13 protein-coding genes and 4 tRNA genes are annotated in these 19666 nt (G+C 44.6%); 11 read left to right on the plus strand and 6 right to left on the minus strand.

What is annotated here, in order from left to right; all coding sequences use genetic code 11:
- The 7 genes from NE536_RS20790 to NE536_RS20820 all read left to right on the plus strand — a co-directional run.
- A partial coding sequence (locus tag NE536_RS20790; RefSeq protein ID WP_280925702.1) for a tandem-95 repeat protein occupies positions 1-4020 on the plus strand: 4020 nt, incomplete at its 5' end.
- A gap of 116 nt (positions 4021-4136) precedes the next feature.
- Positions 4137-6314: a type I secretion system permease/ATPase gene (locus NE536_RS20795; RefSeq protein WP_105250446.1), complete on the plus strand. Its 2178-nt coding sequence runs from the start codon at positions 4137-4139 to the stop codon at positions 6312-6314.
- Positions 6311-7693: an HlyD family type I secretion periplasmic adaptor subunit gene (locus NE536_RS20800; protein ID WP_168825932.1), complete on the plus strand. Its 1383-nt coding sequence runs from the start codon at positions 6311-6313 to the stop codon at positions 7691-7693. Before NE536_RS20795 ends, NE536_RS20800 begins: the two co-directional genes overlap by 4 nt.
- Before the next feature lie 29 nt (positions 7694-7722).
- On the plus strand, positions 7723-9141 hold the full coding sequence (locus NE536_RS20805; RefSeq protein WP_261273895.1) for a TolC family outer membrane protein: 1419 nt from the start codon (positions 7723-7725) through the stop codon (positions 9139-9141).
- Positions 9141-9749, plus strand: coding sequence for an OmpA family protein (locus NE536_RS20810; protein WP_261273896.1), 609 nt, complete (start codon positions 9141-9143; stop codon positions 9747-9749). Before NE536_RS20805 ends, NE536_RS20810 begins: the two co-directional genes overlap by 1 nt.
- A gap of 19 nt (positions 9750-9768) precedes the next feature.
- Positions 9769-10476, plus strand: a complete 708-nt coding sequence (locus NE536_RS20815) for a transglutaminase-like cysteine peptidase (RefSeq protein WP_106649182.1) — start codon at positions 9769-9771, stop codon at positions 10474-10476.
- Between the two features lie 8 nt (positions 10477-10484).
- Complete coding sequence (locus NE536_RS20820) at positions 10485-12404, plus strand: bifunctional diguanylate cyclase/phosphodiesterase (RefSeq protein WP_261273897.1); 1920 nt, start codon at positions 10485-10487, stop codon at positions 12402-12404.
- Between the two features lie 353 nt (positions 12405-12757).
- Here the strand turns inward: NE536_RS20820 and NE536_RS20825 are convergent.
- The 4 genes from NE536_RS20825 to NE536_RS20840 form a co-directional block, all read right to left on the minus strand.
- Positions 12758-12834, minus strand: a tRNA-Pro gene (locus NE536_RS20825).
- Between the two features lie 56 nt (positions 12835-12890).
- A tRNA-Pro gene (locus NE536_RS20830) sits at positions 12891-12967 on the minus strand.
- Positions 12968-12999: 32 nt separating this feature from the next.
- Positions 13000-13075: transfer RNA gene (locus NE536_RS20835), tRNA-His, on the minus strand.
- A gap of 53 nt (positions 13076-13128) precedes the next feature.
- A tRNA-Arg gene (locus NE536_RS20840) sits at positions 13129-13205 on the minus strand.
- Between the two features lie 206 nt (positions 13206-13411).
- Between NE536_RS20840 and NE536_RS20845 the strand changes: the two genes are divergently transcribed.
- Complete coding sequence (locus tag NE536_RS20845; protein WP_261273898.1) at positions 13412-16060, plus strand: sensor domain-containing phosphodiesterase; 2649 nt, start codon at positions 13412-13414, stop codon at positions 16058-16060.
- Between the two features lie 47 nt (positions 16061-16107).
- Here the strand turns inward: NE536_RS20845 and rep are convergent, their stop codons facing one another.
- Positions 16108-18120 (minus strand): DNA helicase Rep, encoded by a 2013-nt coding sequence (rep, locus tag NE536_RS20850; protein ID WP_261273899.1) that lies wholly within the window; start codon positions 18118-18120, stop codon positions 16108-16110.
- Positions 18121-18354: 234 nt separating this feature from the next.
- Between rep and ubiK the strand changes: the two genes are divergently transcribed.
- The 3 genes from ubiK to NE536_RS20865 all read left to right on the plus strand — a co-directional run bounded on the left by ubiK (position 18355) and on the right by NE536_RS20865 (position 19481).
- The gene (gene ubiK / locus NE536_RS20855; RefSeq protein ID WP_106649178.1) at positions 18355-18609 is read left to right on the plus strand and encodes a ubiquinone biosynthesis accessory factor UbiK; all 255 of its coding nucleotides are present in this window, start codon (positions 18355-18357) and stop codon (positions 18607-18609) included.
- Positions 18610-18705: 96 nt separating this feature from the next.
- Positions 18706-19050, plus strand: coding sequence for a hypothetical protein (locus NE536_RS20860; RefSeq protein WP_261273900.1), 345 nt, complete (start codon positions 18706-18708; stop codon positions 19048-19050).
- 83 nt (positions 19051-19133) lie between these two features.
- Positions 19134-19481: a hypothetical protein gene (locus NE536_RS20865; RefSeq protein ID WP_261273901.1), complete on the plus strand. Its 348-nt coding sequence runs from the start codon at positions 19134-19136 to the stop codon at positions 19479-19481.
- 31 nt (positions 19482-19512) lie between these two features.
- Here the strand turns inward: NE536_RS20865 and NE536_RS20870 are convergent.
- The coding region (locus NE536_RS20870) for a transposase (RefSeq protein ID WP_261273902.1) at positions 19513-19666 on the minus strand (154 nt) is incomplete at its 5' end.

Consider the following 19666-nt stretch of genomic DNA (forward strand, 5'->3'; position numbering starts at 1 on the left):
AGCAACGATATCGCCCTCGATGGTGGCTTAGCGATTAAGTCTATCAATGGTGTGACCTTGACCGGTCTCGCACAGAACATCGCCGTGAGCAACGGCACCGTGGTGATTGCCGCCGACGGCAGCATGACCTTTGTGCCTAATGCCAACTTCAACGGCAACATCAGCTTTGACTATGTGGCGACCGATGCCGATGGCGACACCGATACCGCCACCGTCAATATCACCGTCAATAATGTTGATAATGATGTCATGCTAGATGGTCTTGATATCCAAGATGGTGAGATAACGGTTAATGAGGCCAATCTATCTGGTGGTTCTGCCCCGAATAGCAACGCGCTTACTCAATCGGGGAACTTTAACTTCAACACTGCTGATGGTTTAGCAACCGTGACTATTGCGGGGCAGAGTTTTAATCTAGCAGCATTACTAGCGCTAAGTTCAAGTTCAGTAACAATTACTACGCCTTATGGCGAACTAACTCTGACAGGCTTTAGTGGTAATGCCAGCGGAGGCGAGCTCAGCTACAGCTACACCTTAAATAACAATGTAGATAATGACTCAGCTCCAGGAGCAACTAACGCCAGCTATACAGATAGCTTCACAGTAATTGTCGAGGATAAGGATGGTAGCCAAGCCAATGGTAGCCTTGATGTAAAAATTGTTGATGATGTCCCTGATGCCAACGACGACACAGGCAGTGTCAATGTGATCGTAGACAGCTTTAGAGTCTCTGGCGTGGAGGCAAATTGGACTAATTGGACAAATGGCACAAGCGTGACCAGATTCGATGGTAACAATAATCCTAATGGTGGCGGCACGGATAATGACAGTGGTTTAGATCAAATCAGATGGGGTAATCCAACTAACACTTATAAATCTGGCTATGGTTTTATCGATAATGACGGAGCATTAAATGGTCAGTTTGCCTTAAACCAGGATATTGTTTTAGGTACTTTTACACATTATAACTTCCCGATCTCTTCCGGTGGTGCTATCACAAAAGCAACCATGGATGTCACCTTTTCGGTTACTGATGCCTATGGTGTGGTCACACCTGTAACTCTCAAAGTCAACTTTGACCACAATGAAACACCTAACAACGACAACGATCCTGAAGCCTCAAAAGATATTATCAAGGTCGGCAATACTAATGTAACTTTTGAGCATGCTGGTGCACTTTATACACTACAGGTGATAGGTTTTAGAATTCCAGGTACCAATCAAATCGTCACTGAAATTAGAACGGCTGAAAATGCAGCAAATAGCTATGAACTAGTTGTGCGTGTAGTTGCTGGTAATGGTTACGAATTACCCTCAACTACTGGCAATGTGTTAGCTAATGACGTAATCGGTGCTGATGACGATATCACGGTAATTGGTGCCGCAGCGGGCAACCAAACAGGTTCAGGTACCTCTGGCAACCTAGGAACCATTATCCTAGGGCAATATGGCACGTTAATCGTATTCGCCAATGGTAGTTACACTTACACCGTAACAGCCAACGCCTCAGCTATTCCGACTGGAGCAACGGAAACCTTTACCTACACCATGCAAGATGCTGATGGTGATAAATCCAGTTCATTGCTGACTATCAATGTAAATACCGTTAATGCGAATGCGATTAAAGCGGTGCAAGATCAAATTACTAGTCTTGAAGATACTGTTGTGAACGGTAATGTACTGAATAATGATGGCAATAAAAATACGTCAGTCACTCATTTCACTGTGGCTAACGATACCACTCAGCATACTGCGGGCAGTAAAATTACTTTGGCAGAGGGTGAACTGACTCTCAATGCTAACGGTAGCTACACCTTTACACCAGCAGCTAATTGGAATGGCCAAGTTCCAGTGATTACCTACACGACAAATACAGGAGCAACAAGCACGCTAACTATCGTGGTAAGCCCTGTTGATGACCCAACGGTAACTACACCAGATAGCCAAACCATTTCTGAGGATGCCCCAGAAGCTAAGGGGAACGTACTCAATAATGATACCGATATTGATAGCACATTATCTGTTACCAGCTTCCAAGTGAATGGCGTCACCTACAACGCTGGCAGTACTTTGTATCAATTGCCTGAAGGTAAGCTGCAATTGAAGGCAAATGGTGATTACAGCTTCGATCCCAAAGATCACTGGAGCGGTTCATTGCCTGAAATCACCTACACCACTAATACGGGTGCTACAAGTACATTGAATATCACTGTTAACGCAGTGGCAGATGTACCTAACCTGACAATTAATGGGTACACCTCTGTTGCTGCTATCAACTTTGAAGATGCCAAGTTCTCTGGTAGTTGGGATGGTGTTAAGGCAAATGACATTAAGGGCCTAAATACCATCGGAACTTGGCATACCAGTAACGCTGGCGGCAAGATTGAAGTGGGTCTGGAGAAAACTTACCTTGGTGGCAACTCAAACAACAAGGTAATGGAAATCGAGTTCAATAACGGCGATAAGACTCTCTATACCGACATGCGCTTGGAGGCGGGTCGATTCTATGAGCTGGGCTTTGATATTGCGGCGCGGGCGGATAGCGCCGCGACCTCCGGCCTTACTATCAAACTGGTACCGCTGGATGCCAACGGTAACCCTATCATGGCGCAGGCAGTGATGCTTTACGACTTCAACCCAACCACTTCGGGTTGGCTGAAAGATCAAAAAGTTACCTTGCCAGTGGGGAGCAGTGGTAATTATCGTCTGCTGTTTGAAGCCGATAATGCGGATTCAGTGGGTGCCATCATGGATAACCTTGCATTCCGTGCCGTCGACAATATGGGATACAACGGTTCATACATCAAACTTGGCAATATCAGCGCCAATCTGGTTGACATTGACGGTTCTGAGTCACTCAGTATCAAACTGCAAGGACTACCTGTTGGGTCTGTACTCACGGATGGTGTGAACACTCTCACTATCGGCGCTGATGGCACAGTAGATATCAGTTCCTGGAACAAGAGCAACCTGCTGCTCAAACCAGTGACGACCGGCACCATTAACATCACTGTTGTGGCAACAGCAACTGAGTCCAGCAACAATGATAAAGCCACCACCACCACCACCTTCCCTGTAACTGTGCTGCCGGCAACAGTGACAGGTGGACAGAGTGTTGATTCATTCATCATGACGAATTGGGAGAACGGCTTAGCACAATTTGCTGTCAGCCTGAGTGGTTATGGCTCAGTTGGAGCGGCCGCCTCGACCCAATACATCAATAAGAGCACCGAGCTGTTGATAAATGCTGGCGCAAGCAACGACTATGTGGAGTTAGGCATATCTACAGCCAACAATGTCGTAAACACCGGCAGTTCATTACCCAACACGAATAATTCGGTCGTGACTCAGGCGGAACTTCTTGCCAGTAAGTTTATGACGCAAGAGACCATCACGACAGATGTCGGCTCACTCAAGAGCAATGTTCTGCAACCGCTGCAACCCAAAACAGACACTGTCAATTTGGGTTCTGGCAACGACACTGTCAACGGCGGTGAAGGCAGCCAAGTCGTTCATGGCGGTGGTGGTAACGATCTGCTGATTGGCGGCGAAGGTATTGATGGCTTACGCGGCGGTGACGGCAACGACACTCTGATTGGTGGCCTTGGTAATGACGTTCTACGTGGTGATAGCGGTGCTGATACCTTCGTCTGGCGCTATGCAGAAACAGGTATAGACCATATTACAGACTTTAACGTGAATGAGGACAAATTGGATCTGAGTGACTTGCTCCAAGGTGTAAATAGTAACGACCTAAATGACTATTTAAGTTTTAGCTTTGATGGCGGCTCAACTTCGATAACCATTGATACAGATGGTAACGGAACAAATACGGCAACCCAGTTGATTATTCTTGATGGCGTGGATTTATCTAAAGAGTATGGTGTGACCAGCGATGTTGGTATTATTAATGGCTTACTCGGTACCAATGGTAATGGTCCGTTAATTGTTGATACTCAGCCAATTGTTGTAGACCCTGAGCTCAAGCATGAACCATTGAAAACTACAGAACTATTCTAGAAATAAAATTGTGAACAATTTAGTTTTAATAACTAATTGGATGGCCTATAGAAATATAGGCCATCATGACCGATACTTGCCATAACCATATAAAAATCCAAAGGATAAGTAATTAGGTGTCAGCTGCAGCTTCTGAAAAAATTGATCAATGGACCATTTCAGCCTCACAAAGAGTGTTAGTGGATCCTTTGCTGGATTGTTTAGTGTTACTCACTGAGCATTTTGGCAATCCGTGCTCGAGCGATTCGCTTGCGGCAGGTTTACCCTTGTCAGGTACCGTATTATCACCTGACTTATTGCCTCAGGCGGCTTCAAGAGCGGGTCTAGCGGCTAAGCTATCTCGAAAAGGCTTAAACGAAGTATCACCTATATTGCTCCCATGTATTTTATTATTAAAAGACAAAAAAGCCTGCATATTGCGAGAACTTGATGTTGCATCAGATAAAGCAATTATTCAATTACCCGAGACGGGCGGTGAAGAGACACTGACAATTGAGTCGCTCGAAGCCTTATATGTGGGATATTTATTCTTAGTCAAACAAGAATACCGTGGCGACATGGGCTTCGATGTTTATCTACACGATAATAAAACCCACTGGTTAGTCCAAACCCTCAAAGATTCAGCACCCATTTATCGTGATGCATTAATCGCTTCTGTATTGGTGAATTTATTCGCCTTAGTTTCACCGTTATTTATTATGAATGTGTATGACAAAGTCGTCCCAAACCTTGCCTTTGAATCCCTTTGGGTTTTAGCGATTGGTGCGGCGATTGCTTATATGTTCGATCTTATCATGCGGCAACTTAGAAGTTACCTCATCGATGTTGCAGGAAAAAAAGTAGATATTATTGTGTCTTCGCGACTTTTTGCTAAAGCGATAGGTATTCCCCTAGAAAAACGTTCTCCTAGTATCGGCGGCATGGCGAAACAGTTAGGTGAATTCGATAACATTCGTGAAATTTTAACTTCGGCAACGATCACAACTTTAGTCGATCTCCCCTTCGCGATATTTTTCTTAATCATTATTTTTATTGTCGCTGGTGATCTCGCTATAGTTCCAGTCATTGGCGGCATCATCATTATTGGCTTCACGCTTTATATTCAACCTAAACTCAAAGCGGCAATCGAAGAAGGCAATAAATTTTCAAGCTTAAAACATGGGCATTTAATCGAGAGCTTATCAGCGTTAGAGTCAATTAAAGCCAATGGCGCTGAAGGAATTGTGCAAAAAAGCTGGCAACAGATGATAGGCCACAGTGCAAACTGGCAGTTAAGGTCAAAAAAGCTCTCCAACTCAGTATCGAACGTAGCGAACTTTACGGTGCAATTTACCGTTGTCTGCGTGGTGATTTTGGGCGTTTATCGTGTGGCTGATAATGCAATATCTATGGGCGGAATTATTGCTGCGGTCATGCTATCGAGCCGCGCCATTTCACCGATGGCACAACTTGCAGGCCTGATGACGAGAGCAAATCACACAGCCAGTGCACTACGCCAACTGAATGAAATCATGACTCAAGAAGATGAGTTTGAAAATAAAGGACATTTAGTTAGCAAACAAAGACTCATAGGCAAGATCAATGCTGATCATGTTGGTTTTAGTTATCCAGGTTCTGAAAAGCCTGTGCTGCATCCGATGTCGCTGACGATTAATCCTGGCGAACGCATTGCCATTATCGGTCGAAATGGTTCAGGTAAAAGTACGCTAGCTAAGCTACTGGTTGGGCTATTTCAACCCACGGCAGGAAGCTTGCGCTACGACGGTTTAGACTCAGCACAGATTCATCCGAGTGATTTACGTCGTAATTTTGGCTACTTACCCCAAGATGTCACCCTATTCCATGGTTCTATTCGCGACAATATTTTATTTGGTACACGTCAAGTCACTGAACATCAACTCATCCGCGCGGTACAGCTTTCTGGTGTGAGTCAATTCACCAACCTAGAAGCAGAAGGCCTAGACCAACAGGTCGGCGAAGGCGGCATGTCACTCAGTCGCGGGCAAAGACAAACTGTCGCTCTTGCTCGCGCCACACTGAATGATCCCCCAGTGTTACTGATGGATGAGCCTACGGCGAGTTTAGATGCTCGCGCTGAACAACAATTTATTCGTTCAATGCAAAATGTCAGCAAAGATAGAACGTTAATTCTTATTACCCACAAGATGCATTTATTGCAACTCGTCGACCGCATTATTGTACTTGAACGCGGCCATGTGGTTGCCGATGGACCTAAAGCAGAAGTGCTAGAAAAACTCAATTTTGGCCTAGTGAACGGAGAGGCTAAGAGATGAGTAAACATCTAACAACAAACGACTTAGACATGGTTGATGATGTCTATGGCGCCATGATGACAGACGCTCCCAGCGGACACAGATTAATCATATGGGCACTTGCTGCTATGGTAGTGTGTTTTTTACTGTGGGCGGGGTTTGCTCAATTAGATAAGGTTACGACTGGAACGGGAAAAGTGATTCCGTCATCACAAGTTCAAGTGATCCAAAGTCTAGATGGCGGCATAATGCAAGAACTCTACGTTCAAGAAGGTGAGATAGTCACAAAAGGGCAGCCTTTAGTGCGTATTGATGATACCCGCTTTCGCTCCGACTTTGCTCAACAAGAGCAAGAGGTTTATGGCTTAAAAACCAATGCTATCCGCATGCGCGCCGAACTCGACAGCATTCTAATATCAGACATGACCTCTGATTGGCGTGAACAAGTGCTCATCACTAAAGAAGCATTGATATTCCCTGAGGCTATCATTGCTGCGGAACCCGCCTTAGTGAAAAGACAACAAGAGGAATACAACGGACGCTTAGATAACTTAAGTAACCAACTTGAGATCCTCGTACGTCAAATTCAACAAAGACAGCAAGAAATTGATGATCTCGCCTCTAAAACAACAACATTAACGACGAGCATGCAGCTAATATCCCGCGAGCTTGAACTCACTCGACCTTTAGCCAAAAAAGGTATTGTTCCTGAAGTTGAGTTACTCAAACTCGAACGCACGGTAAACGACTTGCAAGGTGAATTGAATTCAATGCGTTTACTCCGCCCTAAAGTAAAAGCGGCATTAGATGAGGCTATCTTAAAACGCCGTGAAGCCGTATTTGTTTACGCTGCAGAGCTGCGCGCACAGCTCAATGAAACTCAAACCCGCCTCTCTCGCATGAATGAAGCACAAGTTGGCGCGCAAGATAAAGTCAGTAAGGCGATTATCACCTCCCCTGTTAATGGCACCATTAAAACCACGCATATCAATACACTGGGTGGTGTAGTGCAACCTGGGATCGATATTATCGAGATAGTTCCGTCGGAAGATCAACTGCTGATAGAAACTAAAATCTTGCCTAAAGATATCGCTTTCTTACATCCAGGATTACCCGCCGTAGTAAAAATTACCGCCTATGATTTTACCCGCTATGGCGGCCTTAAAGGAACTGTCGAACATATTAGTGCCGACACTTCTCAAGATGAAGAAGGCAATAGCTACTATCTCATCAGAGTTAGAACTGCAGAATCTAGTTTAACCAAAAACGATGGCACACAGATGCCAATTATTCCGGGAATGTTAACTTCAGTTGACGTTATCACGGGGCAAAGATCCATACTTGAGTACATTTTAAATCCAATTTTAAGGGCTAAGGACACAGCGCTCAGAGAGCACTAAGCCTTTTTTTATAAACCGGGAGGTTGGTCATGAAGACTTCAGAAATACGACAATTTCAATGTTCAAAGATAGCCATAGTGCTGTCATTAATCCTGTTACCTTTATCGGCTCAAAGTCAGACGTTAGAACAAGCCGTTGCACATACGCTAGATACAAACCCAGATTTACGAGTAGCCTTCAACCGCTTTAAAGCGCGAGAAGAACAAGTTAATCAAGCAATCGCAGGCTATATGCCGACTATTGATGTCAGTGGTGGCTACGGCTACGAACAGACTGATAGCGTATCGACCCGTAGACGACCAAATATCGGCGATGTCGATAGCAAAGGGGTGGCAGAATTAAACCGCGGAGAGTTTGGTGTTAGCTTAAAACAAATGCTTTTCGATGGTTTCTATACCAGCAGCGAAGTTGATCGTTATAGCTTTGAAGCCAGCGCAGACCAATGGGCGCTACTTGCAGCGGCTGAAGATATGGCACTCGATGTCAGTAAGGTCTACCTCAACTATTTACGCACTGATGAAGTGCTAAAATTAGCGGAGAAAAACCTTAACAGCCATAAAGAAATTTATGACCAAATCAAGCAACGTACTGATTCAGGTTTAGGCTCAATTGCAGATCTCTCCCAAATCACGGGACGCTTAGCGCGGGCCAATGCCAACGTGATTTCTGCTCGTAACAATTTACTTGATGCAAAAGCGCAGTACATCAGAGTTGTTGAGTCAGACCCCGTTGATTTGATTCAACCTTTTCCAGATGCCGATATGTTACCTAAAGATCTCAGCTCAGGCCTATCTGATGCACAAGAGAACCACCCAATTCTTAAATCTGCAGCGAATGATATTCGCGCCGCCGAGAATGAACGTTCATCAGTCCAAGCAAACTACTATCCTCAGGTATCCTTAGAACTGAATGGTAACTGGAACAATGATATAGGAGGTGAAGATGGCGTCTCAGGTTTAGGTGCTTTCCGCAGTGATGTTGGCGGTTATAATAATGACCTCGTTGCTATGGTTCGGGTGAGATATAACTTGTTTTCGGGTGGTAAAGATCTCGCCCGTGAGAAAGAAACGGCATACAAACTTGGTGAAGCCAAAGAAATCCGCCAACGCGCCCAGCGCGAAGTCGTTGAAGGCGTCAACCTGGCTTGGAACGCTTTTGAAATGCTTGCGCCGCAAAAACAATACATTCGAGATCATGTTGTGGCCGCAAAGGATACCCAAACAGCCTATGCGCAACAGTTCAACTTAGGTCAACGCAGTCTACTCGACTTATTGGATACCGAAAATGAGCTCTTCGAGGCACGTAAAGACTACTTACAAGCCGAATATGATGAGATCATCGCTAAGTATCGCGTGCTAAATTCTACTGGACGCTTATTAGACTCACTCAGAGTCACCAGACCTGAAGCATGGCGTGGTGAGCGCAACTATGAAGGAGGAGCTAACTAATGAAAACTCTTACATTTTTTCTCAGTGTCACTCTTTTAGCTGGTTGTTCAATGCGCGATACAGTTAATATTGACGAAATGACCACAACCCAAGCCTATGATCTATCTGATAAAGATGGTGATGGCGTGATAGAGGCCCGTGAACGTTGCAATGATACCGCGCAAGGGGCTGGCACAGACAACTATGGCTGCGGCAAAATCAAAGCGATAAACGAGCGAAAAGAAATAAATATTTTATTTCCTAATGACTCTGCATATATCGCACCTGAGTATTATCCTCAGATAGAAGAAGTTGCCATTTTTCTTCGTCAGTATCCAACGACCAAAGTGACAATTGAAGGCCATACTAGTCGCACAGGCACCGATGAGCGTAATGCGGTATTATCGCAAGATCGTGCAAATGCGGTGACTACTGTGTTAGCCGAACGCTTTAGTATTGATAGAAGTCGATTAACTGCAATTGGATATGGCTCTAGTCGCCCTGTTGTTTTAGAGCAAACACCAGATGCTGAGATCCGTAACCGCCGTGTCGTGGCAGAAGTGACCGGTGATGATACGGCCACGGACATGAAATGGACGATTTACTCTGTCGATGACAACACAAAATAAAGGACCCACACATTAGGTTATGAGCGGCAGACTTAGTTATAAACATTCATTATTGCGAGTCTGCCGCTTTAGCCTAATAGCGTCAGCCTTAGGTATATGCTGCCTATATGCTGCCCCTACGCAAAACCTTGATGAAGGGAAGATCACTTCAACCCTAGAAAAACGTTATGGTGAGCGTGCAGGGATGCGAGCTCGGGCTTGGTTCAAAGTATTATCGGAAGCGAGTGCACTGGATGAAAAAGAAAAGTTATTAAAAGTGAATAACTTTTTTAACTTATTCCGCTTTATTGATGACAGTAAATTATGGGGTGAGTCGAATTATTGGGCGACACCGATGGAATTTATTGGCGTGAATGGTGGTGACTGTGAAGATTTTTCAATCGCAAAATACTTCACCTTGCTCCAACTTGGCGTTCAAGAGGACAAGATGCGGATCACTATGGTCAAAGCCACTACTGTGAATCAATATCACATGGTATTGGCTTACTATGAGACACCAGCATCGATCCCCTTAGTTCTCGATAATCTCGACCATGAAATAAAGCCAGCCACCAAAAGAAAAGATCTACTGCCTGTTTATAGCTTTAACGGTAAACAGTTATGGCTCAATAAAGAGCAAGGCCGAGGCGTACTGGCGGGTTCGTCAACACGGCTAGAAAAATGGAACGATCTTAACCATAGATTAGGTGTTGACCGTCTTAGGCAACCAAAATTAAAACTGGAGTAGCACCAAAAATGACACTGTTTAGACAGATTTATTCGCTGCTTTTTAGCCTATTCTTGCTCGTCGTTGCAAGCCTTGGTTATGTGCAATTTACTGAGACCCAGAGCTTTTTAACCAAGCAAATGGAGTCTGATCTAAACAATGCCAGTACTTCACTCGGTCTAATGCTTACTCCAGCACTCGAAGCCGGCGATACCGCAGCGGCAGAAACCTTAGTGAATGTCATCTTTGAAGGCGGCTATTATCAAAATGTAAAGCTGACATGGATGGTCGATGGTAAGCAACAAGAGTGGAATAATCCTTTAAGAATTGAAGATGTACCTCAATGGTTTATTAATTTAAATCTATTTAAAACCATCAAAAAACAAAGCACTATCACTTCTGGCTGGTTACAACTCGCGCAACTTGAAATCACCGCTCATCCAGGATTTGGTTATCATGAGCTGTGGCGAATCATGTCCAATACGATCATTGCCTTCTCTTTGCTTTTCCTCGTTGCCATTTTTACCGCAAGAATTGGTCTAACGTGGATATTAAAACCGTTACATACTCTATCGGAACACGCGAAAAGTATTGCGGCACGTCAATTCGGCCCAGACATGGCCTTGCCTAAAACCACGGAATTAAAAGACTTAGTAACCGCATTTAACAGTATGTCGGCGCAGTTAAAACAAGTATTCCATTCCCTCGATGAAGAAGTCGGCGCATTACGTAAGAAGAACCTTGTCGATCCTGCATCAGGCCTGCCGAATCGCCAATATGTGGTGAGTCGTTTAAATGGTTGGTTGAGTGAACCTAGCAGTGGCGCGTTATTCCTCGCTAAACTCGACTGGCTCGAAGAAGTGCACAGTAAATATGGCTATCAAGTCCGAGATGAAACCATACGAATTTTGGCTGAAAAGTTTCAGCTGCAGTTAAACGAAATCACACCGTCTGTTATAGGCCGCATTGCCGCCTATGAATTTGCATTTTTAGTGACGGATGTTGAACACGATCAAATCAGCAGATATTTACAAACGCTTATCCGCACCATCAACCAAGAAATGTCGAAGGCGGGCTGTAAGCCTAATGAAGACTTTGCGATTGGTATTGCGGAGCGTATTGGGCAAATGAATGTGTCGGATATTTTGGCCCAAGCCGACAACGCCCTTCAAAAAGCGTTACAAGAAAATAAAACTTTCCATTGGTTTGAAACCACAGAGCAGCAATTATTCACCCGTGAACAGTGGCGAGATAACCTTAGCCATGCCATCAGTAATAAGAAGTTTAAGTTTAGATGGCAGCCTATCCAGTTTTGCGATGGGGATGGTATAGCGCAGCGGGAATTATATTGCCAATTAGAGCTCGGCGATCAACTCGCCCATGCAGGGCAATTTATGCCTTATATCGAGCTCTTATCTCTCGGTGCCCTGCTCGATAAATGTTTGATTGAAACTGTCTACGAGCAGAAACTATTAGAGCGTAGCTATGAACCGCTTGCGATTAACTTAACCCACCAAAGTATTAACGATCCGCAATTCCATGAGTGGCTCAATCACTTCTTACGCAATGCCGCATTTATTGAACGTCTTTGCTTCGAAATCCCTGAAGCGGGCGTCTATAGCGATCTTAAGTCGTGTCAGCACTTATGTAACATCATTCGTGATAATGGTGCTAAATTCGGCATTGACCACTTTGGCCGTCAGTTTGGCTCTATGTCTTATCTACAGGAATTAAGACCTAGCTATGTGAAACTCGATCAATCCTTCGCCTACTATGATGAGACCCACCACAATAGTGAACTGTGCCGCGCGCTAATCAACGTAGCGAAAGGATTAGATATTCAAGTCATAGTGACGGGTATTCAAGAACAAGCTCAGCTAGAGCGCTTTAACGAGCTTAGAACAGATGCCTATCAGGGCTTTATCGCCCCTCCGGTGAATCTTGATTAAGCCAAATTAAGAAGTGATATTAAAAGTAAAAAGCTCCGTAAGGAGCTTTTTACTTTTCTAACGACAGAATGGCTATATCGATACCGTTGCACATCTGTATTGCCTACATAGAGTTTAAGCAAACGCATAAACAATTTCTATATGAAGCTACATTGCACAAATACAAAAAAGTCCCTGTGTATTGATTAAGAATGCTGAGACGTTTCGACTTATCTGTTCGACGCGTTGAAAGCGCGAGGATTCGACCTCTGCTTTCTGGCAATAAGGCTTCTAATGCCAATCAAGACAAGCAAATCGTAGATGCAAAAAAAACCTCAGTCATTCACTAGGAATGCTGAGGCTTTTTCACTAATTGGTCGGTGATAGAGGATTCGAACCTCTGACCCTCTGGTCCCAAACCAGATGCGCTACCGGACTGCGCTAATCACCGTAAATATTTCACTATTTACTTAACTTACATTAAGCTCGCTAGCTAAGCGAATAATGTGGTCGGTGATAGAGGATTCGAACCTCTGACCCTCTGGTCCCAAACCAGATGCGCTACCGGACTGCGCTAATCACCGAGAATATCAATCTTTATATAAAATAAATGAAATGGGGTGACTGATGGGGCTCGAACCCACGACAACCGGAATCACAATCCGGGACTCTACCAACTGAGCTACAATCACCACTGACTTTCACTTATCTTGCTAACCTAAAAGCTCACAACTCTGTTCGGAATTGGTGCGCCCAAAAGGATTCGAACCTTCGGCCTCACCCTCCGGAGGGGTGCGCTCTATCCAGCTGAGCTATGGGCGCTCGCCTTGGTTAGCGCCGCATATACTAGGGTCAAATCCCCTTTGAGTCTATAGCTGTTTTGCACTTTTTTTACTGACTGCTCAAGTTTTATCACATTAGCTGACTTTTAAAGCAAAATGCAGCCAAAATATGACTTGGATGTTACAGTATTTCATGCTAATTATAGTGTTTGGTAAATGCAACCCTATATTTAACTAGTGAGTATCATGTTTAAGGATGAAGATGAAACTGGCCAGCCTCGTATAAATGAAGCTGAACGCTTACGCAAAAAAATTATTCGCTTAAAACAATTAGCGCATAAGTATAAGCATGCTGAGATCATTCAAAACGCATTACTCGAAATATCCAATATTGCGACCCATGCTTCTTCACTCGAAGAATTCTATGTCGGCGTGCATAGCCACCTAAAACAACTCATCCCCGCTGATAATTTTTTTATTTCAACCCTTGATATCAGCACTGGCGAGCTTGCTATCCCTTTTTTCGCTGACGAAAAAGACGCGCATCCTGCAGAGCTTTATCCAGAACAATCATTATCAACATTATTACAGCAGGGATTAACGGGCTACGTTCTTAAAACGGGTAAGGCTTTGTTATGTGATAATGACAAAGTCAATGAACTCATTGCCGCAGAGGAAATCGTTAACTTAGGTTCTCCCTGCCATTTATGGCTTGGCGTGCCCATTAAACACGATGACATAGTAACCGGAGTGTTAGTCGTACAAACCTACGACACAAATGTCAGCTATGGGGAAATCGAACTCGAGTTGATGACCTTCATTTGTCACCATATTTCAGGAGTAATGGAACGGCTCAAGCATCAGGAACAATTAGAACAAGCCATTCAACAAAGAACCAGAGAACTCAGCCAAGCCTATGATAAATTAAAACTAGAAGTCTATGAAAGACGCAGAGCTGAGCGCTTACAAAAATCACTGTTCGAAATTGCCGAACTAGCCAGTTCCAGTGCCGACAACCCAGACTTTTATGCCCAGTTACATAATGTCATTCGACATCTTATTCCTGCCAATAATTGCTACATTGCGCTTTTGGATGACACAGAAACACATCTCACGTTTCCCTTTTATGTCTCGCAATTAGCCAATAAGCACCCAGGAACTCGGCCGCTACAGGACGGCTTAACCGAATATGTGCTCAAACATAAGCGGCCACTGCTGTTAGATCAAAATAGTATCAATGCGTTAATCGCCTCTGGTGAGCTGTATTCCCAAGCACCAGAATTAAATCATACTCAGACTATGCATCAATGGATTGGTATTCCTCTCTTTATCCATGATCAAGTACGTGGTGCCTTGACGATTTACAGTTTTAGCATGACGCAGAATTACCAAATCAAAGACTTAGAACTACTGACATTTGTCTCGCAACACATTGGTTCTGCTATTGAGAAGAAACTGTCCGCTGAGTCCTTGCAGCGCAGTTATGAAGAGCTAGAAGAAAAAGTCATCGACCGTACGAAAGCGTTAGCCGAACTCAATCAAAACCTTGAGAAAGAAATTCAACAACGTCGCAGTATGGAAGCTAAGCTAGTTCACGATGCTAAGCACGATGCGCTCACAGGCTTGCCTAACCGCGCTATGTTTATGGAGCGCTTATCTCACGCGATTAAGCACGTCCGTCGCCACAGCTTAGAACAATTTGCCCTACTCTTTATCGATCTCGACCGCTTCAAACAGATTAACGACACTATGGGACATTTAGAAGGCGATAAATTCTTAATTGAGACCGCAAGCCGCCTCAAGTCCTGCATTCGTGATAACGACACCTTAGCGCGCCTAGGTGGCGATGAATTCGTTATCTTGCTCGATAGTATTAACAACATTAACGATGCAAGAGATGTATCAGAAAGAGTGATCCAAAAAATATCCCAACCCTATCGACTCGGCACCATGGAATTTAACTCTGGCGCCAGTATCGGTATCACCATCAGTGGTAAGCATAAAGTCGATACCAGTGAATCTATGTTGCGCAACGCGGATACAGCCATGTATCAAGCGAAAGCCAACGGTAAGGGCTGCTATGTTATTTTTGATGATAACGCCCAACATCAAGCTATACAGGATGTCGAGTTAGAAACAGAATTTAGACAGGCATTACACCATGCCGAAATCGAACTCAGTTATTTACCTGTCGTCGATTTTAACACTGGTCAAGTACATGCATTAGAAAGTCGCCTGTTTTGGCAGCACCCACTACGTGGACTTTTACAACAGGAACAACTCAGTGCACTTGCTGAACAATCCCATCTTACCGTTGAACTCGATAAATATACGATCAGCATCATAGATCGCACTTATGCTGAACTGCTCAAGCAACATGATGAATCTATTGAATTACATGTGATGCTTTCGAGCCAACATCTCAAGCATAAGCACGTACTGCGCAGTTTGAAAAACACCCTCAAGCAGACTCAGTTAAACCTGAGCCATTTGTGGTTATTCTTCAATGAAAAAGCGCTAGTGCAAGAGACTGAAAATCATATCAATGGCTTTGAATTGTTGCAGAAACTCGGGGTGAAACTCGGTATCAGTCATTACGGTAGCGGCTATAGTGCATTAAATAGTTTATTGTTTTTGCCGATTAAAGGCTTAAAGCTCGACGCCAATCTCACTAAACAGATACACGCTGAACAGCAGCTTAAATTAATGTCCGCTTATCAAAAAACGGCATCAACCTTAGAACTGCAAACCTTTGTCGATGGTATTGATAGCCCTGAACAAAAACGTATCTTCAGTGAACTGGGTTATCAGCTGGGTCAGGGGGCTGCTTTAGCCGACACTTTTACCTTAAGTGACACCCAATCACAGATCTGTGTTCAGCTCGAATATGCCTAGATAAAACCCGAGCGATTGACTTTAAATAACAGTAAGTGAAACGCTCGTTATTTTTTAAACATATCCCTTAAGCTAGAAATATTGGCTCGCCCAGTCTGCATCCGCTCCTGCTCCGTTTGCTGTGGTTTACGATTTTCCCACACCACATCATCTTGAGGTAACTCAAGCAAGAAACGGCTCGGCTCGCAACGCATGGTTTCACCAAATTGACGTCTTTCACGGCAGAGGGTAAACCACAGTTCACGTTGAGCCCGAGTGATGCCCACGTAGGCTAAGCGACGCTCTTCATCGACATTGTCTTCATCTATGCTGGTTTGATGGGGCAAGATCCGCTCCTCCACTCCCACCATAAACACAAACGGGAACTCTAAGCCCTTAGAAGCATGCAAGGTCATCAACTGCACTTGATCGCCGCCTTCGTCCTCACTATTGCGCTCCATCATGTCTCTGAGCGTCAGTCGAGTCACGACCTCAGATAAGGTCATTGGCTCATCTAATTCATCACCTGCGAGCATCTCAGTTACCCAACGGTATAGCTCGGAGATATTCTTCATCCGCATTTCAGCGGCTTTGGCACTCGTGCTGGTTTCGTATAGATAATCTTCATAATTGATCTTACGGATCAAATGCTTCACAGCCTCGACAGGTTCACCACGCTCTGCATGATCCCCTGTCTCGACAATGAAACGACCGAATTGATACAGGGATGACATGGCCGCCGGCGGTAAATGATGATTGAGTTCAGGCTCAAAAATCGCCGCAAACATAGAAATATGCTTCTCGTTGGCAAAATTACCTAAGCGTTCTAAAGTCGATGGGCCTATGCCACGTTTAGGCAAGTTAACGATGCGCAGGAAAGCATTATCGTCATCGGGATTCACCACCAGCTTTAGATAGCCCATGATGTCTTTGATTTCAGCACGGGCGAAGAATGACGTACCGCCACTCAATTTATAAGGAATACGGTTAGTCATCAGCGCGCGCTCGAGTAACCGCGATTGATGGTTGCCGCGATACAGAATCGCATAGTCGCCAAATTGAGTACGGCCGACAAACTTGTGCCGCACAATTTCGGCGACCACACGCTCGGCCTCTTGCTCCTCGTTGGCGGCAAATAGCACCCGCAGCGGCTCACCATAGGCAAGCTCACTAAAGAGTGCTTTATCGTAAACATGGGGATTGTTCGCGATAAGAATGTTGGCAGCCCGCAGGATCCGTTGACTAGAACGGTAATTCTGCTCGAGCTTAATTAACTTAAGCTGCGGAAAATCCGTACCCAATAACACTAAGTTTTGTGGTTTAGCACCGCGCCATGAATAGATGGACTGATCGTCGTCACCCACTACGGTAAAGCGCGCCCGATCACCCACTAACAGCTTTACCATTTCATATTGGCTGGTATTGGTATCTTGATATTCATCCACCAGCAAGTATTGGATCTTGGTTTGCCAGCGGGTACGCACTTCTTCATGATGCCGCAACAATAAGGTTGGCATCAGAATCAAATCGTCAAAATCTAAGGCGTTATAGGCTTTCATGTGCTGGGCATAACGCTGATACAACATGGCAAATAAATGCTGCTGCTCATCTTTAGCGATCTTGCGCGCATGCTCGGGAATAATTAAGCCGCCCTTCCAGTTTGAAATCGTACTGGCGAGCGCTTTGAGTAAATCTTTATCTTCATCTAATTCGTCTTGGGTTAACTCTTTGAGCAGTGCCAAGGTATCTTGATCATCAAACAACGAAAATCCCGGCTTTAAGCCTAAGACCTTATGCTCACGCTTAATGATTTCAAGCCCTAAGGTGTGGAAGGTTGAAATCCACAGGCCTCTGGCCTCTTTGCGTCCCATGGACTGAGCGACCCGCTCTTTCATCTCACGGGCAGCCTTGTTGGTGAAGGTCACCGCCGCAATATTGCGCGCCTTATAGCCGCACTTTTCGACTAGGTAACCGATTTTATTGATAATTACGCGCGTCTTACCACTGCCCGCACCCGCCAATACTAGGCAAGGGCCTGAAACATAATGAACAGCATCGTTTTGGGCGGGATTGAGTTTCATCTTTGCGCAATATCCAAACAAGTCGACAGAAAGGGATGGGATCATAGCAGAATCGGCGGTTTTAAGGCTAACAAATCCCCGCTTGGGCTGAGCAGAACTCAACCCAATAGACATGCTTGGCCGTGATTTAAGCCTCAACAACGACTCACTAAAGCCATCGCGCGTTAGCTTTACTTTTGAAACCTAACGCACTGAGTTACAATCGAGCTATTCAGTGAAGAGGCGGACAAGATTATGATCAATCCAAAGAAAATCGAAGAAATGGCGAAACAGCTGAGCGAAAGTTTGCCCAGCGGTCTGAAGCAATTTGCCGGTGAATTTGAAGAGCGCAGCAAGCAAGTTCTGCAAAATCAATTACTCAAGTTGGATATGGTTTCCCGTGAAGAATTTGATGTGCAGCAACATGTGCTACTGAAAACCCGCGAAAAGTTAGAAGCGCTGCAAGCTCAAGTCAATGAGCTAGAAAAAAAGCTCAACGCTGCAGACTAACTTAGGTTATACCTGTTTAATAAAGCACAGTGGGCGAAAACGCAGCTGTGCTTTTTTGTTTTTAACGCTTTGGGCATTGCGTCACTTGGGGGAACAATGCAGCAACTCGCCAGTTATATTCTTGCGATTCACGGATATCCAAGCTTAGTGTCGATAGTGAGCCAGTCGAGTAAAAGCCATAGCTATCAAGATAACGACCTCACTATTCATGAAGTAGAAACGCTGTATCACTTCGATAATGGCGTGGTGATCTGCCAGCAAACCGAGCAAGATCAACTCATGCTTGAGACGACATCTGATAATGTTTGCGAAGACTATTGGATAAACTATCGAGTGATAGTATCAAGCGGAATCGTTATTTCACCGCAGCAGAAATCCTTCAGTAACCTGTGTCAACAGGGATTCTGGCTCAAAATGCAACGGGATCGTAGCTCAATATAGACCAGTAAAATAGACCTACAAAATAGACCTGCAAGCCTGTGTGATTTAGACAAAGCATCAACAGAAGGAAGACGATAAGCGTGATGGAAACCGCTGTGGAGTTAATCACTTTTGAGAGCCTAATACGCTGGGTATTCCTCCTGCTCGGTGGCCTGCCATTACTCACTTATCCCGGAGTGCTCCTCGCCAGTTTGATGGGACTGGCCAGTCAATCAAGCATTAAACCCGCTTTTATCACTCGATTGATGAATCAGTGTTTTCTATGGGGAAGCCTAGTTTATCCCGCCGTGTATATTCCCTGCTATCGCTTTGCTAGCAATAGCACTGCAACTTCATCCTTAATCATTGCAGCGCTGCCACTGCTGTATCTAATCTTACTGTATGGCTGCTTTCGCTTTATGGACATCCCAATTAAAGCGACTGATGACTAGGGTCTGTTGATCTTTGCTGTACAAATGGTGTTCAGCAATACATCGGCAGCCACATTAACATAAACGCCAGTGACACCATACTGGCGTAATTTCTTGCTAGCTTGTCATACCTTGTTGATATTGCTCGATAGTGTTTAATTCTTCCAAAAGCATTCTCCACTAAATGTCGATACCGATATAAGCAC

It is taken from the genome of Shewanella septentrionalis (genome assembly GCF_025370265.1).
In the GTDB taxonomy this organism is placed as follows: domain Bacteria; phylum Pseudomonadota; class Gammaproteobacteria; order Enterobacterales; family Shewanellaceae; genus Shewanella; species Shewanella hafniensis.